At 68.7% G+C, this 18,144-nt stretch carries 22 protein-coding genes and 4 pseudogenes; 12 read left to right on the top strand and 14 right to left on the bottom strand.

Features of this window, described 5'->3' with window-relative positions; all coding sequences use genetic code 11:
• Positions 1-33 precede the first annotated feature (33 nt).
• From N8I84_RS01200 to N8I84_RS01165, 8 genes are all read left to right on the top strand, one after another.
• Positions 34-363 carry a hypothetical protein gene (locus tag N8I84_RS01200; RefSeq protein ID WP_263227459.1) on the top strand — a complete coding sequence of 110 codons (330 nt, stop codon included), beginning with the start codon at positions 34-36 and terminating at the stop codon, positions 361-363.
• 690 nt (positions 364-1,053) lie between these two features.
• Positions 1,054-1,545 carry a hypothetical protein gene (locus tag N8I84_RS01195; protein ID WP_263227458.1) on the top strand — a complete coding sequence of 164 codons (492 nt, stop codon included), beginning with the start codon at positions 1,054-1,056 and terminating at the stop codon, positions 1,543-1,545.
• A 230-nt stretch (positions 1,546-1,775) separates the two neighbouring features.
• A complete protein-coding gene (locus N8I84_RS01190; RefSeq protein WP_263227456.1) occupies positions 1,776-2,207 on the top strand; it encodes a hypothetical protein in 432 nt (143 codons plus the stop codon).
• Positions 2,201-2,452, top strand: coding sequence for a helix-turn-helix transcriptional regulator (locus N8I84_RS01185; protein WP_263227455.1), 252 nt, complete (start codon positions 2,201-2,203; stop codon positions 2,450-2,452). Before N8I84_RS01190 ends, N8I84_RS01185 begins: the two co-directional genes overlap by 7 nt.
• Complete coding sequence (locus N8I84_RS01180; protein ID WP_263227453.1) at positions 2,449-3,423, top strand: NAD(P)-dependent alcohol dehydrogenase; 975 nt, start codon at positions 2,449-2,451, stop codon at positions 3,421-3,423. The genes N8I84_RS01185 and N8I84_RS01180 overlap by 4 nt, the downstream gene beginning before the upstream one ends.
• Before the next feature lie 59 nt (positions 3,424-3,482).
• Positions 3,483-3,986, top strand: coding sequence for a GNAT family N-acetyltransferase (locus N8I84_RS01175; RefSeq protein WP_263227451.1), 504 nt, complete (start codon positions 3,483-3,485; stop codon positions 3,984-3,986).
• A gap of 55 nt (positions 3,987-4,041) precedes the next feature.
• Positions 4,042-4,650 carry a DUF2867 domain-containing protein gene (locus N8I84_RS01170; RefSeq protein WP_263227450.1) on the top strand — a complete coding sequence of 203 codons (609 nt, stop codon included), beginning with the start codon at positions 4,042-4,044 and terminating at the stop codon, positions 4,648-4,650.
• Positions 4,647-4,979: a DHCW motif cupin fold protein gene (locus N8I84_RS01165; RefSeq protein WP_263227447.1), complete on the top strand. Its 333-nt coding sequence runs from the start codon at positions 4,647-4,649 to the stop codon at positions 4,977-4,979. The genes N8I84_RS01170 and N8I84_RS01165 overlap by 4 nt, the downstream gene beginning before the upstream one ends.
• Before the next feature lie 41 nt (positions 4,980-5,020).
• Here N8I84_RS01165 and N8I84_RS01160 read toward each other — a convergent pair whose 3' ends face one another.
• Positions 5,021-6,115: a GlxA family transcriptional regulator gene (locus N8I84_RS01160; protein WP_263227445.1), complete on the bottom strand. Its 1,095-nt coding sequence runs from the start codon at positions 6,113-6,115 to the stop codon at positions 5,021-5,023.
• A gap of 96 nt (positions 6,116-6,211) precedes the next feature.
• On the opposite strand from N8I84_RS01160, the gene N8I84_RS01155 reads away from it, so the two are divergent.
• Positions 6,212-7,030, top strand: a complete 819-nt coding sequence (locus tag N8I84_RS01155) for a dienelactone hydrolase family protein (RefSeq protein ID WP_263227443.1) — start codon at positions 6,212-6,214, stop codon at positions 7,028-7,030.
• A 192-nt stretch (positions 7,031-7,222) separates the two neighbouring features.
• On the opposite strand, the pseudogene N8I84_RS01150 reads toward N8I84_RS01155, so the two are convergent.
• A pseudogene (locus N8I84_RS01150) lies at positions 7,223-7,496 on the bottom strand (IS110 family transposase); the annotation flags it as partial.
• Between the two features lies 1 nt (position 7,497).
• Complete coding sequence (locus N8I84_RS01145; RefSeq protein WP_263235049.1) at positions 7,498-7,890, bottom strand: hypothetical protein; 393 nt, start codon at positions 7,888-7,890, stop codon at positions 7,498-7,500.
• A gap of 246 nt (positions 7,891-8,136) precedes the next feature.
• Between N8I84_RS01145 and N8I84_RS01140 the strand changes: the two genes are divergently transcribed.
• Entirely contained in the window at positions 8,137-8,904 is a 768-nt protein-coding gene (locus N8I84_RS01140; RefSeq protein WP_263227441.1) for a class I SAM-dependent methyltransferase, read from the top strand.
• A 63-nt stretch (positions 8,905-8,967) separates the two neighbouring features.
• On the opposite strand, the pseudogene N8I84_RS01135 reads toward N8I84_RS01140, so the two are convergent.
• From N8I84_RS01135 to N8I84_RS01120, 4 genes and pseudogenes are all read right to left on the bottom strand, one after another.
• A pseudogene (locus tag N8I84_RS01135) lies at positions 8,968-9,396 on the bottom strand (ATP-binding protein); the annotation flags it as partial.
• On the bottom strand, positions 9,389-10,066 hold the full coding sequence (locus tag N8I84_RS01130; protein ID WP_390899005.1) for an SMI1/KNR4 family protein: 678 nt from the start codon (positions 10,064-10,066) through the stop codon (positions 9,389-9,391). The pseudogene N8I84_RS01135 and the gene N8I84_RS01130, both read right to left, overlap by 8 nt.
• Before the next feature lie 333 nt (positions 10,067-10,399).
• On the bottom strand, positions 10,400-11,164 hold the full coding sequence (locus N8I84_RS01125; protein ID WP_263227436.1) for a patatin-like phospholipase family protein: 765 nt from the start codon (positions 11,162-11,164) through the stop codon (positions 10,400-10,402).
• A 126-nt stretch (positions 11,165-11,290) separates the two neighbouring features.
• Positions 11,291-11,866, bottom strand: a complete 576-nt coding sequence (locus N8I84_RS01120; RefSeq protein WP_263227434.1) for a rhodanese-like domain-containing protein — start codon at positions 11,864-11,866, stop codon at positions 11,291-11,293.
• 80 nt (positions 11,867-11,946) lie between these two features.
• Between N8I84_RS01120 and N8I84_RS01115 the strand changes: the two genes are divergently transcribed.
• On the top strand, positions 11,947-12,234 hold the full coding sequence (locus tag N8I84_RS01115) for a metal-sensitive transcriptional regulator (protein WP_263227431.1): 288 nt from the start codon (positions 11,947-11,949) through the stop codon (positions 12,232-12,234).
• A gap of 36 nt (positions 12,235-12,270) precedes the next feature.
• Here N8I84_RS01115 and N8I84_RS01110 read toward each other — a convergent pair whose 3' ends face one another.
• From N8I84_RS01110 to N8I84_RS01080, 7 genes and pseudogenes are all read right to left on the bottom strand, one after another.
• Positions 12,271-13,014: a sulfite exporter TauE/SafE family protein gene (locus N8I84_RS01110; RefSeq protein ID WP_263227429.1), complete on the bottom strand. Its 744-nt coding sequence runs from the start codon at positions 13,012-13,014 to the stop codon at positions 12,271-12,273.
• Complete coding sequence (locus tag N8I84_RS01105) at positions 13,011-13,376, bottom strand: rhodanese-like domain-containing protein (protein ID WP_263227428.1); 366 nt, start codon at positions 13,374-13,376, stop codon at positions 13,011-13,013. The genes N8I84_RS01110 and N8I84_RS01105 overlap by 4 nt, the downstream gene beginning before the upstream one ends.
• A 46-nt stretch (positions 13,377-13,422) precedes the next feature.
• Positions 13,423-14,781 carry an MBL fold metallo-hydrolase gene (locus N8I84_RS01100; RefSeq protein WP_263227426.1) on the bottom strand — a complete coding sequence of 453 codons (1,359 nt, stop codon included), beginning with the start codon at positions 14,779-14,781 and terminating at the stop codon, positions 13,423-13,425.
• Positions 14,782-15,247: 466 nt separating this feature from the next.
• A pseudogene (locus N8I84_RS01095) lies at positions 15,248-15,645 on the bottom strand (DUF302 domain-containing protein).
• A 122-nt stretch (positions 15,646-15,767) separates the two neighbouring features.
• Complete coding sequence (locus N8I84_RS01090) at positions 15,768-16,055, bottom strand: metal-sensitive transcriptional regulator (RefSeq protein ID WP_263227424.1); 288 nt, start codon at positions 16,053-16,055, stop codon at positions 15,768-15,770.
• 165 nt (positions 16,056-16,220) lie between these two features.
• Positions 16,221-16,697, bottom strand: coding sequence for an MFS transporter (locus tag N8I84_RS01085; protein WP_263227422.1), 477 nt, complete (start codon positions 16,695-16,697; stop codon positions 16,221-16,223).
• A gap of 221 nt (positions 16,698-16,918) precedes the next feature.
• A pseudogene (locus tag N8I84_RS01080) lies at positions 16,919-17,206 on the bottom strand (acetate--CoA ligase family protein); the annotation flags it as partial.
• Between the two features lie 178 nt (positions 17,207-17,384).
• On the opposite strand from N8I84_RS01080, the gene N8I84_RS01075 reads away from it, so the two are divergent.
• Positions 17,385-18,113: a hypothetical protein gene (locus tag N8I84_RS01075; protein WP_263227420.1), complete on the top strand. Its 729-nt coding sequence runs from the start codon at positions 17,385-17,387 to the stop codon at positions 18,111-18,113.
• Positions 18,114-18,144 lie beyond the last annotated feature (31 nt).

The raw sequence follows: 18,144 nt of genomic DNA, 5'->3' as shown, positions 1-18,144 counted from the left end.
TCATGTCAGTACTGCGGTCTACCCTCGTTGGCCATGGGCTACGACGTGCACATCACGCGGCGTGAGAACTGGTGGGATGAAAAAGGCCAAGACATCAGCATGACGGAGTGGGAAGAGGCGGTCGCGGCCGATCCCGACCTCGCAATGATCCCGATGCCAGAAGGCCGGCAAGGGGGCACTCAGTGGGTTGCTGAAACCGTCCAGCGGAGGGAAGCGGAGTCGTGCCGTGAGCCCCTGTGGTGGCGGTCCGGACGGATCGTGGCCAAGCACCCGACCGATGCGCTGATCGCGAAGATGTGCCAGGTGGCGAAGGCGCTGGGTGCGCGGGTGCAGGGCGACGACGGCGAGTACTACGACACCTGACGCGTGCGGCCGCGGCGAGATGATCAAGGGTTGTGTGGATTCTTGAAGATCGTGCGGTGGCCGCAGGCCGACCGGGTCGGGAGCGCAGTCGACGGGGCGCTCGACAACATCAGCGGCGGCCTGACGGCCGACGTGTGGAACCATCAGGACGGCGCGACGATCGCGTGGGACGCAGCGACGAACGCAGTGACCGAAGCGACCGGAAACGCCGCCAACGGCGCCCACTTCCATCACATGGAGGAACACGGAAGCCTCGACGGCGAAAACCTCAGCGACAGAGGCAGACTCACCGACTCCGCGTACAAGACTCCTTCAGCACCGGCCTCAACACGGTGGTCCACGCGGCGGGCTCCGGCATCGAGTCGGATGTCCAGAACCTGGCAACGGCGCCGAGAAAGCGGGCGAGTGATCTGTGTACGGTGAGCTTGGCAACGTGATCCTCGCGGGGGTCGCCCACAACAACCCGACTACGACCCCGGCTGGAGGGGCTTCTTCTCGGCGCTGGTCGTTATTGCTGGGAGTGCACTCATCCTCGCGGGTGTGACCGCGGGCTTCACCGCGTGGCGTCGCACCGAGCAGCCGCGTGAAAAGGGTCTTTGGCGGGTGCTCCTTGCCACGACGGGGTGCTTCGGGATCGTGGGCCTCGCGATCGTCGCCGTCGGTGTGTGGCTGTAATGAGCCGCACACCCCGTGGCCCCCCTGCCGGGGGCGGCACATCCGGATGCGGATCTGCCACCTGAAGTCGTTGATCCCGCAGAAGGCCGAAACCCGCCCGGCGAGCGGGACGACCCTGCAGCCGGCCTCGGCCAACTCCTCGACCTGCTCCTCGTAGGTGTCGTGGTAGTCCTGCGGGTTCCAGTCGATGGACAGCGCCGATCATCCTCCGACGTCAGCGCCGCGGCCGGCACAAGCGATGTGCTGGAGTCGGTCAACGAGTCCTTCGCCATCTACAGCCAGTCCGGCACCCAGCAGTACACCAGCACGCTGCAGAACTGGTTCAAGCGCACCGCGTCCACCAGCGTATTCGACCCCCACGTCATCATCGATCCGCGGGGCAGCCGCTACGCCATGGTCGCCGACGACGGCACCAACTGGCTGCTGTCGGTGGCCCAGCAGAGCTCCGGCACCGGCAACTGTGCAACTCACGCTGCCCGCCATCAGCGCCTCAGGGCAGTTCGCTGACTTCCCCGAGATCGGCGTCGACCAGCGGTACTTCTACCTGACGCGGATCGACTTCAAGAGCACCAGCGACAGCACGCCGGCCGACGCGCAGATCGTCGCGGTGCAGCGGTTGGGTCAGCGCTTGCCGACCCAACCGGTGGCCGCCACTCTGCGATGTACAGAAAACTTGACATCATGTCGCGATGGTTTGACACTGCCCGTGTCAAGCTTTCTTTACATCGGGAGCGGCAGTGGCATTCGAAGAGAAACGTGCCTGGATCATGGTTCTGGTCACGGTCGGGTCATACGCGGCGTACCTGGGCGTCGTCCTGCGGCGGCACGAAGGAGCGGCGCCGCTGGCGCAGACGTCCTATGCGTTCCCGCTGCTGTGGACCGTCGGTGCGGCGATCGTCACGCAGATCGCGCTGAACATCACGGTGGCGATCGTGTCTCCCGAGGGCGCGAACACCAAGGATCAGCGCGACCGGGAGATCCACCGCTTCGGCATGTACATCGGGCAGTCGTTCATCGTGATCGGCGGCGTGGCCGGACTCGTCCTCGCGATGGTCCGTGCCGATCAGTTCTGGATCGCCAACGCCATCTACCTGGCGTTCGTCCTGTCGGCGATCCTGTCGTCCTCGGCGAAGATCGTCGCCTACCGGCTGGGCTTCCACCCGTGGTGAGGCCGACCAGGGTCACCAATACGATCCGGGCGCTGCGCTTCGCCAACGGCGAGATGACCCAGGCCGAACTCGCCCGCCGCATCGGCGTGACACGCCAGACCGTCATCGCCATCGAGCAGGGCCGCTATTCGCCCACCCTGGAGATGGCCTTCCAGATCGCCCGAGTGTTCCGCGTCCCGCTCGAAGAGGTTTTCCAGTACCCCGGAACCGATGAATCCGGCGCAATTGAGGGAGAGGGCAAGTGAAGGCCATCGTCCAAGACGCCTACGGACCGCCCGAGGGCCTGCGTGTCGAAGAGATCGCACAGCCGGAGCCCGGTAGCGGCGAGGTGCTCATCCAGGTCCGGGCGGCATCCGTCGACCCGGGCGTCTGGCACCTCACCACGGGCCAGCCATATCTGCTGCGTGCCCTCGGGTTCGGGCTGCGGGCGCCCAAGGTACGCGTCCGGGGCATGGATGTCGCGGGACGTGTGCAGGCGGTCGGCCCGGGCGTCACCCGCTTCCAGCCGGGCGACGAGGTGTACGGCACCTGCGACGGGTCGTTCGCCGAGTATGCCTGCGCCAGGCAGGACAGGCTCGCCCGCAAGCCCGGCAACGCCGGCTTCGAGCAGGCGGCCGTCGTCCCGGTTTCCGGCTGCACAGCCCTCCAGGCGCTGCGCGATGTCGGGCGACTGCGGTCCGGGCAGAGCGTCCTCGTCATCGGCGCCGGTGGCGGCGTGGGCACCTTCGCGGTGCAACTGGCCAAGGCCCTCGGGGCCGGCCATGTCACCGGTGTCTGCAGCGACGCCACAGCGGAGTTGGTCCGCTCCCTCGGCGCCGACGAGGTGATCGACTACAGGCGTCAGGACCCCACCGACGGCACCCGCCGCTACGATCTCGTCCTCGACATCGCCGGCAACCGCCCCCTGGCCCGGCTGCGCCGCGTCCTCAGCCGCGGCGGGACGCTGGTCATGGTCGGCGGTGAGGACGGCGGGAAGTGGTTCGGCGGCATGGGCCGACTCCTGCGAGCACTGCTGCTGTCTCCGTTCACCGGCCAGCGCCTCCGCGGCTTCTTCTCCACGCAGAGCCACGAGGACCTGCGGCTCCTCGCGGAGCTCATCGAGGCGGGCGCGATGACACCCGTCGTCGACCGGACCTACCCGCTGGCCGACGTTCCGGAGGCAATCGGCTACCTGAGGAGTGGTCGCGCACGCGGGAAAATAGCCGTCAGCGTCTGACGGAGAGTTTCGCTCGAAGCGGGTGCCCGGCCAACGCCATGACTCCGAGAGGGAACGACATGCCAGTGTTGCGACAGGCCCGCGTCTCCGACCACGGCACGATCATCGCATGTGTGCAGCAGTGGTGGGCGGACTCACGTACCCCCGCGCAGGCCCGCGAGCTGTCGCTGCTGCTCCCCAAGCTGTTCTTGCAGTTTTTCTCCGGCACCAGCCTGGTCCTGGAGGACGAAGCCGCCGGCATCAGGGCGTTCCTCATTGGTTTTCACGCCGCCGACAACGACGAAGAGGCGTACATCCACTTCGTGGGAGTGGATCCCAAGCTTCGTGGGCAGGGGGCTGCTCGGCGTCTGTACACGGCCTTCTTCCAGCATGCCGCCGAAGCCGGCCGCACAGAGGTGCGTGCGATTACCTCGCCGGGAAACACCGGCTCCATCGCCTTTCACCGCGCTATGGGATTCAGCCTCGAAAGTGGGGACCGAGAGGTCGATGGTCTGCCCCTGCACAGTGACTACGACGGTCCTGGGCTCGACCGGGTGTGCTTCTACAGGAAGTTGGCGCTCTGATGCGCAATCACCACTCCGCCACACGGTGCAGCGACGTATAGATAGAGGCCAACTGATGAGACTCCCCACAACGGCGCACACGTCCCGCCCTTGGCGGATCCACGAGATCGCCGGTGACTTTCGCGTCGAGGATGTCTGGGTGCTGCCGACACCGGGCGGTCCCGACGACTTCCCGCACCTGGTCCGCCAGATCGCGAACGGGGCGAGAGACGGGGCCACCACCTCCTCCCCCTCCCCGGTGTACCGCCTGCTCTTCGCGGTTCGCTGGAAGCTCGGGAGGCTGCTCGGCTGGGACAAAGCCGGCTCCGGCATAGGCACCCGGGTGCCGACGCTGCGCGACCGGTTGCCGGCCGACCTCCGCGAGGGTCCGCGGGGGCCCGATGCCCGCTCGGGTCCGTTCACCTCCCTCTACCAACTGCACGACGAGTGGGCGGCCGAGACGGCCAACCGGACCGTGCACGCGGTGATGCACATCGGCTGGGTCCCGGACGAGGCCGGTGGCTACCGCGGCCAGATGGCCGTCCTGGTGAAGCCGAACGGGCTGCTCGGCACCGCATACATGGCCGCTATCAAGCCCTTCCGATACGTGGCGGTGTATCCGGCGCTGCTTCGAGCAATGGGACGCACGTGGCAGGCGAGTGCCGGCGAAAGGAGCGCGGGATGATGGATTTGGCTGACACACCCTTCGGAATCACTGACTGGTCGGACGTCACCCCTTCAGTGCATGCAGGCGACTCGGGGAGCGCGACCTGGCGCACACGTGAATTCGGTTCCGTGCGCGTTCGGATGGTGGAGTACAGCCCCGGCTACGTGGCCGATCACTGGTGCAGTCGGGGCCACATCCTGCTGGTCCTAGAAGGAACACTCACCACCGAACTGGCAAACGGTGAAATCGTCACCATCAAGGCCGGCGACAGCTATCAGGTCGGAAACGACACGCAGCCACACCGCTCAAGCACGCAAGAAGGCGCCCGTCTGTTCGTTGTCGACTGATGCGCCGCGCAGTATCCGGATCTTGTCCCGGATCCGGCCGATCAGGGTATCTCCGCTTCAGTTACGGGTCCTCCTACCGGATCTGGGCGTCCAGCGCCGAGGTGGACGCCTTCCTGTGCCGGGAGGTCAGGGGCCTGCGCGGCGTTGCGGCCCGCTTCGCGAACAGGCCGGCGGAACGTGGCACGGTAGTCCCGCGGCCGCTGGCCCGTGTGCCGGGCGAAGATGGCGCTGAAGGTGCTCGTGTCCGCGTACCCGAGGTCGGCGGCGATGCGCGCGATGGTCCTGTCGGTGGTCTCCAACAGATGACGAGCCCTGCGGACCCGAGCCGACTGCAGGTACGCGAGCGGGGTCTGACCGGCCTCCTGACCGAAGCGGCGGAGCATGGTGCGCGTGCTCACGTGAAACGCTTCGGCGAGGGCGGACAGGTCGTGGCGAGCCCCGAGATTCTGGTCGAGCCACCGCTTCACACCGAGTGAGAACTCACGGCCGACGGCGGGTATCAGCTCCAGGTCCACGTAGGGAGCCTGGGTGGAGCGCGCGTCGTCGACGAGCGCGATGCGCGCGGTGCTGCGGGCGACGCGGAGGCCGTCGTGCTCACGGATCAACTGGAGTGCGAAGTCGTACATGGCGCTGAAGGCGGCGGTCGTCGTCACACCGCGGTCGGTGACCACCAGATGCTCGGGGCGCACCTTGACGTTGGCGTATCGACGGGCGAACCGATCCGCGAACAGCCAGGCCGTCGTGGCCTCGCGCCCGTCGAGCAGGCCCGCCTCGGCGACGAGGAAGGCGCCGACACAGATCGACACGACAGCGATACCGGAGGCGGCCTGCGACCGAATCGACGCCACCTCGGGCTTCAGGTTCGCAAGCGTCGCGTCGAGATCGAGGCCGGGCGAAAGCTCAAAACCCGGCACGATCAGGATGTCGACGGGGCGCAGCGCCGAGACCTCGATGGCCGAGCCGCCGGCCGCGACCACCCGCCGCCGCGGCGAGACGACGGACACCTCGTACGGCGGTCGGTCCGACCCGTGCGCCGCCGCAATGTGATCGGCCATGGCCAGCAGGTCGGGGATGCCGAACACCTCCGAGGCGAAGCAGCCGGGATACGCGAGCACACCCAGGCGCAGCGGTTTCATGGTTCCTCCGGCTCCACGCGAGGGTGGCGATATCGCCGCACTCTGTGGCGATGTCGCCGCTTCTCGTGGGAGCAGTGTCGCACCACACTCTCGATCATGACAACGATGCGAGCACGGCGCGACGACCCCTTGGACGACTTCTCCCCGAGAGCCGTCGGCGTCGATGACGTCAACAAGACCGTGTACGTCGCCGGGACAGGACCCGGCGTCATCCTGATGCCCGAGATGCCGGGCATCAGTCCCGACGTCGCGCGCCTGGCACGCTGGATACGCGATGCCGGCTTCTGTGTGTATCTGCCCTCTCTCTTCGGCGTCGACGGCGCCTACCCCACCACCGAGGCCGGCGAGGCCGTCGTGCGGCGCGCATGCGTCAGCGCCGAGTTCCGCGCGTTCGCCGGGGGCGGCACCAGTCCCGTCGTGGCGTGGCTGCGCGGCCTCGCGCGTATCGCGCACGCGGAGTGCGGTGGGCCGGGCGTCGGCGCGGTCGGGCTCTGCTTCACCGGCAACTTCGCGCTGACCATGGCACTCGAACCAGCCGTCATCGCCCCGGTCGTCAACCATCCCTCGCTGCCGCTCGACGACCCTGGAGGGCTGGAGATCGCAGATGAAGACGCTGTTGCCCTCGCCGAACGCGTCGAACGAGACGGACTGAAGGTGCTCGCCTACCGCTTCGACAACGACAGGTGGTGCACTGGTCAGCGCTTCGCGGCCTACCAAGCACTACTCGGCGAAGCGTTCGACGGACGCGTCCTTCCCGCCGACGCGGCGAACACGAACCCTCCGCCCTTCTTCCGCGACGTCGTCGGGTGCGCCCACAGCGTCGTCACGGCACATTTCGTGGACGAGCAGGGTCATCCGACGGCGCGTGCCCGTGATGAGATCATCACCTTCCTCACGGAGCAGCTCAGAAGATGAGGCGCGAGCCTCGCCGGAACACCCTGCCTGGGCCGGCCTGACAAGCCCGCAGCCCATGCGTCGGCCGCCGTCACCCATGCACTGCACTGATGTCCCCGCCGACATGGCCGACCTGGACTTCTCCCACACCGACGCCGTACGGCTGACCATCAGCGGATGAGCGCGCCTGCTGGCCCGGTTCCCCCGGCGAGGGCGCTGCCGGGCGGTTTCGGCGATGACGGGGGAGTCACCTGCGTTCGGTCTTGTCCTCGCCGCGGCAGGCCCCGGACATGCGGCTGACCGTTCGGCCGGGCAGCGCGGAGGACGTGCGGGCCACGTCTACGGCCCAGTGGAACTCACGGCCAGGCCCAGGATGCGAGCGCCGTCAGGATTGCCGAGTCGTCGTTGCCGATCTTCTTCGACCAGAGGGTCACCCCTTCTCGTCGACCACCGCCGCCCAATCCGGCCCTCCCAGGCCGCGTGACAATTTACGGAGACACCATGACTGAGAGCACCAATGTGGTCGTGATCGGCGGCGGATACGCCGGCGTCATGGCGGCCAATCGCCTGACGCAGCGCGGCGACGTGAGCAGGCACTCGCGGTCGTCTGCGCTGATCAGTCCGTCCGGAAGGGTCTCGCCCTGTAACGACGCGCGCAGCGCAGAAGCGTGTGCGGCAAAGGCGGCCCTGCACCATTCGCGTTCCGGGTGATCGTAGTCGTTGCCGAGTAGCAGCACCTGGCTTTCGTTGTTCATGTCGACGAGTTGGGACAGCTCCGCGGCAACGACCAAAAGGTCGACGAAACCTGGGCGCACCGCGATGTCAGGGACGGCTGCCAAACTGATCAGGAAAGGCAGGGCAGCCGGCATCGCAGTGCTCACGTGAAAAAGCTGTTCAGCAACACGTTGCCCAGCACGCGCAGGGCCTGGGGCCGGCTTCCTGGCTTCGTTCACGTTCAGCAGCAGGGTTTGTCGATAAGTTTCAGCAGCAGTCGGCGATCAGCGCGTTCGACGTCATCGTGCGCAGATGTTCACGAGAAATGACGGCACTATCGGCGGTGAGGGCGTTCGCGTCGACCACGGGGGTGACCAGGGCTTCGGGGGAACCAGGGCCGGTAATCTCGGGTCATGCCCGAGACATCAGTGGCGCACTTCTACGACGAACTGGCCGACTACTACCATCTGATCTATTCAAACTGGGACGCGAGCATCCGCCGACAGGGGGACGCGCTGGACGCCCTGATCGGCCAGGATTGCGCGGCGGTGCTCGACTGCTCCTGTGGTATTGGCACGCAGGCCATCGGCCTGGCGCTGCGCGCGCACCGCGTCACCGGGACGGACCTCAGCCCCCGCGCCGCCGCCCGCGCTGCTCGTGAGGCCGCCCGCCAGAACCTGAGCCTGTGCACGGCCGCCGCCGACATGCGACGCCTCCCGTTTCCCGATGGCCAGTTCGACGTCGTCGTCTGCGCCGACAACTCGCTGCCTCACCTGCTGACGGAGCAGGATGTGCGCGCTGCCCTGGCCGAGATGCGCCGTGTGTTGCGTCCCGCCGGCCTGCTGCTGGTCAGCACACGCCCTTATGACGACCTGCTGCGCGACCGCCCTGCTTCGACGCCTCCACAAGTCCACCAGGCTGCCGACGGCGAAGAACGGACAGTCACCTTCCAGCTCTGGCACTGGCACGACGACGGCGAGCACTATGACTTGGAGCACTTCCAACTTCTTCCGGCAGGCGGAGAATGGCGCGTTCAGGTCCGCCGGACCACCTACTGGGCACTCGGCCAGGACCGGCTGGCCGGCCTCGCAGCCGAGGCCGGGTTTGCCGACCCCGGCTGGCGAATGCCGCAGGAGACAGGCTTCTTCCAGCCGCTGCTCGTGGCCCGCGCCAGCAAGTAGGTGTTTCCACCACCCGACTCGACCGCCGGCCGCACGGGCGGAGGTCGAGTCGAGGCGGCAGTGTCAGCCGGCCTTAGCGGGTCCCTCGGCTCGGGCGCGGGTGGAGGCGAGCCGGTAGGAGTCGGTGCCGGTCTCGATGATCGTGCCGTTGAAGGTCAGGCGGGCGACGATGGCCGCGCATAGGCGGGGGTCGGTGAAGGTCTTGGTCCAGCCGCGGAACGACTCGTTGGAGGCGATGGCGACGCTGTTCTTCTCCTCGCGTTCAGTCAGAACCTGGAACAGCAGTGCGGCGCCGTGCCGGTCGAGTTCCATGCAGCCCAGCTCATCGATGCACAAAAGATCGACACGGCCGTAGCGGGCGATGGTCTTGCTGAGCTGCTTCTCGTCGGCGGCCTCGACCAGTTCGTTGACCAGCTTCGTCGCCTGAAGGGAACGGTTGGGTAGGCCGCTGCGCGCGGGGCGGGCCAGGGTCACCAGCCCTTCATCACCGAGCTGCCCTCTCACGTTGCTCAAGCCACTCGAGGTACCAACTACGGAAGGTGTGACGGTTTCCGTTTGCATCGACGTACGGCTCGTAGGGCGGGTTGACCGCGCAGTCGCGGTCGCGGAGTTCCCCGCGGTGCGGGCCGACGACGATGAGCCAGCCGGTCATCCCGCATCCGTTGTCGCTGATGGGGATCGCACCCCGCCCGCGTTGCAGGAACCAGGCATCGTCGCCGGCATCTCCGAAGACCTTGCGGTAGTCGCCCAGATAGTCGTCCTCTTCGTCACGTGTGGTGGGTTCGTACCCGGCGGCGCGAAGGGTCGCTATCTGCTGGTCGGCCCAGTTTTCCGTCTCGACGAACGGCCCACTGGGGTCCAGCAGCCAGGGATGGTCCTCGTCGTTCGCCCAGACCCATCCCCACTTCCCGTCGATTCGGCGCAACGACGTGAGCTCGAATGCCGGCCCGGGGCCGCCGGCTCCGACCTCCGCCAGAAACGTGCGGTAGTCGTCGGGGAGCGCGACACCGAACTGTGCTTCGACCTCGGCGATCTCGGCGGGAGTCAGGACGGCTTCGAACGTCGGATATCGCGACGGCCCACGGCCACGGGATCGACGCTCGGCCTCCTCCACTGCGATGACGCGCTCTCGAACTCCCGACCAGTGCACGTGCGTGTTCATGGCTCTCCTATCGACGGCGAGCAGGGACATTAGTCCCTGCCTCCGACATCCGACCTCCGTCTGGGCTGTGTTCGCGGCCGCTCGTCTCAACCGCGGTGGTGGAGGAGGGGCGGCAGATGGGCTCGCTGTTCGAGACTTCGATGTGTCTCATGAGGCAGATCGTCGGTTGGTTTCGACGACGAGGCCTGGACCCGCTTGACCGTGAGGTTCGACCCTGATGGCGTTCTTTGGATCCGGGCACCGCCGCTCGGGGTACCCCGCAGACGTGCTCAATCGATTTCCCCACGTGGTCCGGGATGCAAAGAGGTGGAGCGAAGAGCGGCTCGGAGTCTTTCAGCCTTGAGCCGAGGCTGGCCGCCAGTGCGCGCGTAGTTCTTCGGCTGCCGCGCGGGCCTGGGTCCGGCCTGCCTGGTAGGCCGTCTTCCACGTTTCAGGGTCGCTCTGCTCGGCGTCGATGAGGCGCACGGCGGCGGGATCGGGGGCCAGGATGTGGGCGCCGTCGGGTGTGGGGTGTGGGTGGTGGTGGGCGAGCGGGTCGACCACCACCACCGTGCGGGGATCAGCCGCCAGGTCGGTGTTGGTGCCGGCTCGCAAGGCGCCGTCCAGGTAGCGGCGGCCGTCGACGGTGACAGGGGGCTCAATTCCGGGGAACGTGCTGGACGCGGCGACCGCGCGAACCAGTGGGACGCCGGCGGTGGCGTCCCACACGGTCGGCTCGCCGCTCTCGGCGTCGACGGCCGGGATCAGCAGAGGGCGTCGCGGCCAGCTGTCGGCGGCGATCAGTGCGGCGCGCTGGGCGATCAGCTGGTTCTCCGCCTCCGCGTCGACCGTTTCCAGGGCGATGCGGCCCACCCGGCGGCGGGCGTCGGCAGGGTCCAGGCCCGCCTCGCCGAGGACGGCGAACACCGCGCGCGTCACTGCCGGGTCGGGGCGGTGCGGCGCGGACGAAGCGTTGGCGGAGCGCCGGACGGTGACGGTGGCGAGGCGGGCGGGGTCCTGGCCGGTTCCATGACTGGTCCAGTGGCTCTGTACGGGAAGAGACCCACAGCCCTGGCTGTGCTGAAGGACCACCGTCCTCACCGTGAGCGGACGGGACATGCCCCCGTGTGTCTCAATGGGCATCTCCCCGCTACGGCCCGGCCGCGTCCCGGGGTACGGGCACGGCGGAGGCCGCCGCGGGGCATGTCGGGAGCGGGCGGTGTCGTGCGCATCGCGGTCCCGGACTCAGTTGGCGCGCAGCCGTGCCAGCGTCGCCTCGAGGTCGGCCTTGCGAGGCCGGTTGTACGGGAGCTTGGCGAGCATGGCGGCCATGCCGCAGGTGTTGGTCACGGCCGAGAAGACGAGCCCGCCGGCGATGCCGGCGGACAGCAGCAGGAAGGCAGGGTGAACGAACTCGCCCAGTGCCAGGCCGAGCAGGACGACCGAGCCGGCGGTGAGGCGGACCTGGCGTTCCATACCCCAGGTCGCGTTCGTGCTTCCCTCGGGCCGGTGCAGGTCATGGCCCTGGGCGGCCCAGGCGCCGGTGCCGCCTGCGAGTGTGGCGGTGTGGATGCCTGCATCCGCGAGTCTGCGGCACGCGTTCTCGGAGCGGGCGCCAGAGGCGCAGACGACGAGAACCTCGCCGCGCTGGGCGGCGGTGCGGATGTCCGGTAGTGCCCGGTCGAGCTGGTCCAGAGGGATGTTCAGGGCGCCGGGTATATGGCCGCCGGCATACTCGCCCGGGGTGCGGACGTCAATCACGGTGAGTTCCTGCAGGCGGCTGCGGGCCTGGCGGGCGTCGATGGTGGTGGGGGTGGTCATGGCGAGTGTCATCCTTGTGAGTCGAGGGTGCCCCGGGTACGGGAGCGCTGTTTTCCGTGGGGTGTCTGTGAGGAGCGGTCGTGGAACTTGATCTGGCGGGTGCGGAGCTGCGGTCGGTGCTGAACCGGCTGCGCCGGGCGCAAGGTCAGATATCCGGAGTGATCCGGATGATCGAAGAGGGCCGCGACTGCGAGGAGGTCATCACCCAACTCGCGGCCGCATCCCGCGCGCTTGACCGGGCCGGGTTCGCCGTCATCGCCACCGGTCTCCAGCGGTGCCTCGCGGACTCCGGCAGTGGTGACGGGTCCGGTGAGGACCGTGAACAGATGCGTGCCCGACTGGAGAAGCTCTTCCTCTCGCTGGCCTGACGCTTTCCCGTCCACCTGCCCTAGGTGCGGGCATGGTCATGCGATCGCGTCGACGAGCATGAAGGCCGCGACAGCGAGCAGCACGTAGGCGAAGAGGCGCTGAAGGGTATGTCCCTTGATCTTCTTCGACAGGCGTTTGCCGTCCCAGGCGCCCAGGATCGCCGCCGCGGTGAACGGTGCGATGACGGCCCAGTCCAGGTGCATGCCGGTGCCGGCTCGAGCGACGAGCGCAGCCAGGGAGTTAATCGTGATGACCAGCAGGCTGCTGCCGACGGCCCGGCGCATGGGCAGGCTCAGCACGCTCACCAGTGCTGGCACGGCGAGGAAGCCGCCGCCCACGCCCAGGAACCCGGTCACCGCGCCGAGGCCGGCTCCGGCGGCGCCCGCCTTGCCTGGGTCGACCGTGCCGGACGGCTCGCTGCGGGCGGGTCGGAGCATGCGCAGCGCGGCGAGTGCCGCGATGACGGCGAACGCGACCGTGAGCGTGCTCTGGGGCAGGTGGTCGGCGGCGGCCCCGGCGAGCATCGCGGGCACGATGCCGGCTGCGGCGAAGAGCAGCCCGGTGCGCCAGGCGACGTTGCCGTCCCGGGCGTGCCCGACGAGGGCCGTGACCGAGGTGAGGGTGACGATGACCAGGCTGGCTGTCGTCGCTTGCGCCGGGGTGAAGTGGAGCAGGTAGATCAGGGCGGGTACGGCGAGGACGCTGCCGCCTCCGCCGAGGCCGCCCAGGGCCAGTCCGATGACGGCACCGGCGACGAGGGCGAGGATCAGGGCGCTCACGTTATGGAGCCGTTGTTTCCGCGTTCTTCGACGACCGGGTGACCGGCGGTGGCCCATGCCTGCATGCCGCCCTTGACGTCCACGGCCTCGGCGCCGCGTGCGGCCAGCAGTTTGGCGGCCTGCTGCGAGCGGTTGCCGCTGCGGCAGATCACCACCAGCGGCCGCCCCTGGGCGGCGGCGGGCACTGCCCCGTCCGCCACCAGGCGGGACAGCGGTGCGTGGAGGGCGCCGGGAGCGTGACCGGCGTCCCACTCGTCCTGCTCGCGCACGTCCAGCAGCACGGCCGGGGCGTCGGTTCCATGGGTGCATCGGTGGGCCTCGTCTACGGTGACGCGGTCCCCGCCGCTTCGGAAGAGGAACATGACACAACCTCTCGGGGGAGCGGATAGAGGGGTACGGCAATGCCGTTCAGCCGGTGACGACGGTCAGTCCGGCGTTGGAGGCGGCGTCGAATCCGTCGTCGACGGCCACGACGTCATGGCCCGCGGCGTCCAGGAGTGAGGCGGCGATACCGGCCCGCATGCCGCCGGCGCAGTGCACCCAGACGGTCCCGGGGGGCACCTCGCCCAGCCGCTGGTGCAACTGGTGGATGGGGATGTGCACGGAGCCCTCGATGTACCTGGCGGCGCGCTCGGAGTCGCGGCGTACGTCCAGGACGACGATGCCGTCGGTGCCGTGCTCGGCCAGTTGGGCGAACGTGGACCGGGGGAAGGAGGACAGGGAGCCGCCCTCGGCCACCCACTCCTGGGGCAAGCCGGTCACGGCGGCGGCTGGCCGGTCGATGCCGACCCGGACGAGTTCGCGCTGGGCGGCTGCCAGCTGCTCGGGCGACTCGGCCAGCAGGGTCACCGGCTTGCCCCACGGGATCATCCAGGCCAGGTAGGTGGCGATCTTTCCGTCCGCCTCGAAGTTGAACGAACCGGCGACATGGCCCTCGGCGAACGCGATACGGCTGCGCAGGTCGACGACCCACTCGCCGGCCGCGAGGCGGGCGGCGATCTCCTGGGCGTCCGCGATGGCCGGGGGAGTCAGGTCCACCGGAGCCGGGCCGCCGGCGTTGGCCGGACCCATATGCGCGTAGTAGGCGGGCACGTCGTCCAGCTCGGCCAGCAGCCGGACGACGAAGGAGTCCACGTCCTGGGTCAGCGCCGCGTTGACGCTCTTCTCCTTGCCGATGGTGGTGGCGTCCCCCTCGGCCTGCGCCGAGGAGCAGAAGCTGCCGAAGCCGTGGGTGGGCAGCACGGACGTCTCGTCGGGCAGTTCGTCCGCCAGACGGTGCGCCGAGGCGTGCTGGGCACGGGCCAACTGCTCGGTCAGCCGCGGCTCGACCAGGTCCGGCCGGCCCACCGTGCCGATCAGCAGCGAACCACCGGTGAACGCGGCCACCGGCACGCCGTTCTCCTGCAGCACGTACGACGTGTGGTGCGGCGTGTGACCCGGTGTGGCCACGGCTCGCAGGTCCAGCCCGTCGTCGACGGTGACCGTGTCGCCGTCGACCACCGGCACCCGGGCGAACGACACACGGGCGGCGGCCGGCACCAGATAGGCGGCGCCCGTGACCCGCGCCAGCTCCAGGCCACCGGTGACGTAGTCGTTGTGGATGTGGGTCTCCACCACGTGCGAGATCCGCACCCCGCGCCGGGCGGCCGCCGCAAGGACCTGGTCGAAGTCGCGCGGCGGGTCCACCGCCACGGCCGTCTGCCGGCCGCCGGCCAAGTAGTGGCGGTTGCCGAGACCGTCGAGCTCGATGGTGTCGATGAAGAACACGGAGATGTCCCTTCGTACGTGGATTACCCCCGGGGGTATATGTACGACCGTAACATGAATACCCCCGGGGGTATTCATGACATCGCGAGATCCCTGCGGCTGTCGGTGTACCTGGTGTGAGCCGGGCCGCGTCGGGTGGAGGCGGCTGCTGCGGACGTCGGTGCGAACGGAGGCACTCAGGGTGCGGCGCAGTCGGATGAGGGCCCGGTAGGAGTGGGACATCCGGTGGCCCGTTGATGGGCCGCCCTGGGGTGGCGTTGCGGATTTGCTGGGGTGCACAGGCCCGTGCGTACGCCAGGCCCGTGCACCCGTACGGCGCACGTTCCTGGACGGCGTCATTCAGCACGCTGAGCATGCGTGCCACGCTGTGAGCTGCCGGTGTCCGAGAGGGGTGCATGCCCTCGACCGGCGTGGCACCGGCTGCAGAGCAGGCGGTGCCGTCCGGTTGCGCGCAGCTGTGTCCGATCTACGCGGTCCGGGTGGGGAGGGATGCGAGCGCCGCGTCGAGGCTGCGGGTCGCCTCGTCGGCGATGGGGCGCACGGCATCGAGCCCGGTGAGGGCGACCATCGTCTCCGGATCGAGCGCCTGGACAGCGGTGCGGCCGCCCTCGGCGCCGACGACGACATTGCAGGGAAGCAGCAGGCCGATGGAGCGGTCGGCGTCGAGGGCGCGGCGAGCGAGTGACGGGTTGCAGGCGCCGAGGATGACGTACTCCTCCATGTCCTGGTCCAGCTTGGCCTTGAGGGTGGCGGTGACGTCGATCTCAGTCAGGATTCGAAGCTCTGCACGGACAGGGCCTCGTGGACGCGTTCGACGGCGGTGGCGAAGTCGGTGTGGAGGTGCACGGTGCGGTCGTAGGGCATGGCCTTGCCTTTCGATGACTCGACGGTGCCTGAACGGGTGTCCCGGTGTCTGTGGCCTACGCGCGCCGGCGTTCGGAGAGGTCTCGAAAGCGCCCGTACGGAACGAGTGTTTCGTGCGGCTCTCACGCCAGTGACAGGAAGAGCCTCTCCAGCCGGTTGCGGATCTGCTCGGTGTCATCACCGTTCTTCCGACCGGTGTCGATGTCGGTCAGGCACTGCTGTAGACCGGTGGCGATGATCGCGAAACCGGCCCGGTCCAGGGCGCGGGACGCGGCGGCGAGCTGCGTGACGACGTCTTCGCAATCGCGGCCTTCTTCGATCATTCGAATCACGCCTGAGATCTGCCCCTGCGCGCGGCGCAGTCGGTTCAACACGGACTTCAGGTCCGCACCCTCAAGCTCCAGTTCCATGACCACTCCTCGAGTTCATACCGCAGGGGGTATTTTACCCGTCTCAGGCATACCCGGCGGGGTATATCGGCTGAAACCTGTCTGGTGGCGGATCTGTTCCGGGAGGTCACAGCCGCACGGCGCGGACCAGCGTGTCGAGGGCGGTGCGGGGCCCATCGGCGCCGGTCACCGGGCGCTCGACGGTCTCGGCTCGCACGATGTCGGCATACCCGAGCAGGTCGCCGCCGTGTGGCGACGGGCGGCCTCGGCGCGTGCGTGGTCGCGGGTCTCGCGGATGGCGAGGGCGGTGTAGGCGGCGCCGAGGAGGAAAGGGGCGGGGCGCAGCCCCCAGTGGGCGGCGATCGGGCCGGTGGCCAGGGCGGTGGCCGCCAGGGCGACGTAATTGGAGGCTTCGTTGAAGCCCATGGCCAGGCCGCGCCGGGCCGGGCCCACCAGGTCGATCTTCATGATGACGGTGGTGGACCAGTTCAGGCCCTGGTTGATGCCGAGCAGGACGTTGGCGAAGACGATCCAGCCCCAGGCCGGTCCCCAGATCAGCAGCGTCACCAACGCCGCCCGGTTCGGCGAATTTCTCCTCGGCTTGGGCGGTGTCGGCGGCGGACCGGCCACCACCTGTGTCTGCAGTTGGGTCGGGTCGCCCACGCCGTGCTCCACCACGCGGACTGCCCCGTCGCCGTCGTTCCGCACAGCTGGTGAAAGAGAAAGTCGGGCCGATCGGGCACTCAAAGGGGCTGCCGGGCCCTTACTCGCCCGGTCCTTGGCACGCCACGGTGGGCACGAGGCACAAATCATCACTGTCGCGAGGAGGTCGTGCCATGCGGACACCGCGTCTTCGGGGACACCGGCCTCCGTACCACTCGAGCGGGGTTGAAGTCGGTTTCGGCGAGCTGCGGTAGCTCGCTCGCCATGCGGGACACCCGCAGGAGCAGCTGTTCCAGGGCCTTGAGGCCGACAGGCCCGTCACCGTGCGCGCCGAACAGGAGCGGGGCGCAGCGCGGAGCCGTTATCAGGTCGTGGACGTCCTGATCGGTGAGCGGGGCGAGGCGAGCGGCGTGGTCGGCGAGCACCTCGGTCGCGGTGCCGCCCAGACCGAAGAGGACGAGAGGGCCGAAGACCTCGTCCTGGACCACACCGGCGAACACCGCTGCGCCGAGGCGAGTACGGCTGGCGTTCCGAGCAGCTCAGCGGATGGACTTGTACGTCACTAGGAGTACGCACACGGCCTTCCTGCGTGGGACGTCCCACAGCATCCGCTCTGTGATCGTGAAGACACCGGGGCCGGAACTCCCGCTCCGTCGCCACCAACTCTCCCTGGGAGGAATCGCCTCCATGACCACCGCCACGCTCACCCGAACCAGCGGCCGTCGTCGTGACGTCGGCGCTCTGACCGGCGTGTTGTACGCCCTGTTCTTCGTGGCCAGCCTCGTCATCATCGGGACGCTGAGCCCGTCCGGCACCGTAACGCCGTACTCCAGCGACGCCGAAGTGCAGGCGTATCGGCTGAAGGATCCAGCGAAGCTGGAGGACCTCTTCCGTGTGCTGGGCCTGCTCCAGGGGGTGTCCGCCCTCGCGCTGCTGGCCTTCGTCCCCTGGCTGACCGCGTTCGTCCGCAGGTACGGCAGCGGCACCCGGGCCGACGTCGTCCGCGCGCTGGCCACCGTCGCCGGCACTCTCCTCCTGCTCTCGGCCAGTACCAGCTGGGTTCTGGCCCAGATCGGCTCCAGGGCGCAGCTGTCCACGTATCGGGCCGTCTCGGATCTGTCCTTCATCACCGGGGCGGGCCCGGCCATGGCCGCCCTTGGCGTGGCGGTCTTCCTGGTCGCCGCGACGGGACGCGCCAGCCACGCCTTGCCCGCCTGGGTCGCCTGGAGCGGCATGGTGATCGGGGCGGCCGGCGTGCTGTCCATGAGCTCGCTCGTCGCCGAGGGCGGCTCGGTGTTCATACCGATCGGCCGCTTCCTCGGCTTCGCCTGGTTCGTCGCACTCAGCGTGGTGCTGTGGAGGCGCGGCGGGCGAACGGATGATCTCACCGGTTCCAGCACGCCGCGGCATCGGTGAGGCCGACGTCGAGCAGGAGGGGGAAACCAGA

This window comes from Streptomyces cynarae (assembly GCF_025642135.1).
Lineage (GTDB): Bacteria > Actinomycetota > Actinomycetes > Streptomycetales > Streptomycetaceae > Streptomyces > Streptomyces cynarae.
The sequence above is the reverse complement of the archived record's forward strand: the minus strand, read 5'-3'. Positions and strand labels throughout refer to the sequence as shown.

What these genes read in the sequence shown, in the direction of transcription:
- N8I84_RS01090 (WP_263227424.1), bottom strand. Translation starts at nt 16,055, where the DNA reads ATGGAACTGGAGCTTGAGGGTGCGGACCTGAAGTCCGTGTTGAACCGA.
- N8I84_RS01155 (WP_263227443.1), top strand. Translation starts at nt 6,212, where the DNA reads ATGACAACGATGCGAGCACGGCGCGACGACCCCTTGGACGACTTCTCC.
- N8I84_RS01130 (WP_390899005.1), bottom strand. Translation starts at nt 10,066, where the DNA reads ATGAACACGCACGTGCACTGGTCGGGAGTTCGAGAGCGCGTCATCGCA.
- N8I84_RS01200 (WP_263227459.1), top strand. Translation starts at nt 34, where the DNA reads ATGGGCTACGACGTGCACATCACGCGGCGTGAGAACTGGTGGGATGAA.
- N8I84_RS01105 (WP_263227428.1), bottom strand. Translation starts at nt 13,376, where the DNA reads ATGTTCCTCTTCCGAAGCGGCGGGGACCGCGTCACCGTAGACGAGGCC.
- N8I84_RS01140 (WP_263227441.1), top strand. Translation starts at nt 8,137, where the DNA reads ATGCCCGAGACATCAGTGGCGCACTTCTACGACGAACTGGCCGACTAC.
- N8I84_RS01170 (WP_263227450.1), top strand. Translation starts at nt 4,042, where the DNA reads ATGAGACTCCCCACAACGGCGCACACGTCCCGCCCTTGGCGGATCCAC.
- N8I84_RS01165 (WP_263227447.1), top strand. Translation starts at nt 4,647, where the DNA reads ATGATGGATTTGGCTGACACACCCTTCGGAATCACTGACTGGTCGGAC.
- N8I84_RS01075 (WP_263227420.1), top strand. Translation starts at nt 17,385, where the DNA reads ATGACCACCGCCACGCTCACCCGAACCAGCGGCCGTCGTCGTGACGTC.
- N8I84_RS01160 (WP_263227445.1), bottom strand. Translation starts at nt 6,115, where the DNA reads ATGAAACCGCTGCGCCTGGGTGTGCTCGCGTATCCCGGCTGCTTCGCC.
- N8I84_RS01175 (WP_263227451.1), top strand. Translation starts at nt 3,483, where the DNA reads ATGCCAGTGTTGCGACAGGCCCGCGTCTCCGACCACGGCACGATCATC.
- N8I84_RS01125 (WP_263227436.1), bottom strand. Translation starts at nt 11,164, where the DNA reads ATGTCCCGTCCGCTCACGGTGAGGACGGTGGTCCTTCAGCACAGCCAG.
- N8I84_RS01120 (WP_263227434.1), bottom strand. Translation starts at nt 11,866, where the DNA reads ATGACCACCCCCACCACCATCGACGCCCGCCAGGCCCGCAGCCGCCTG.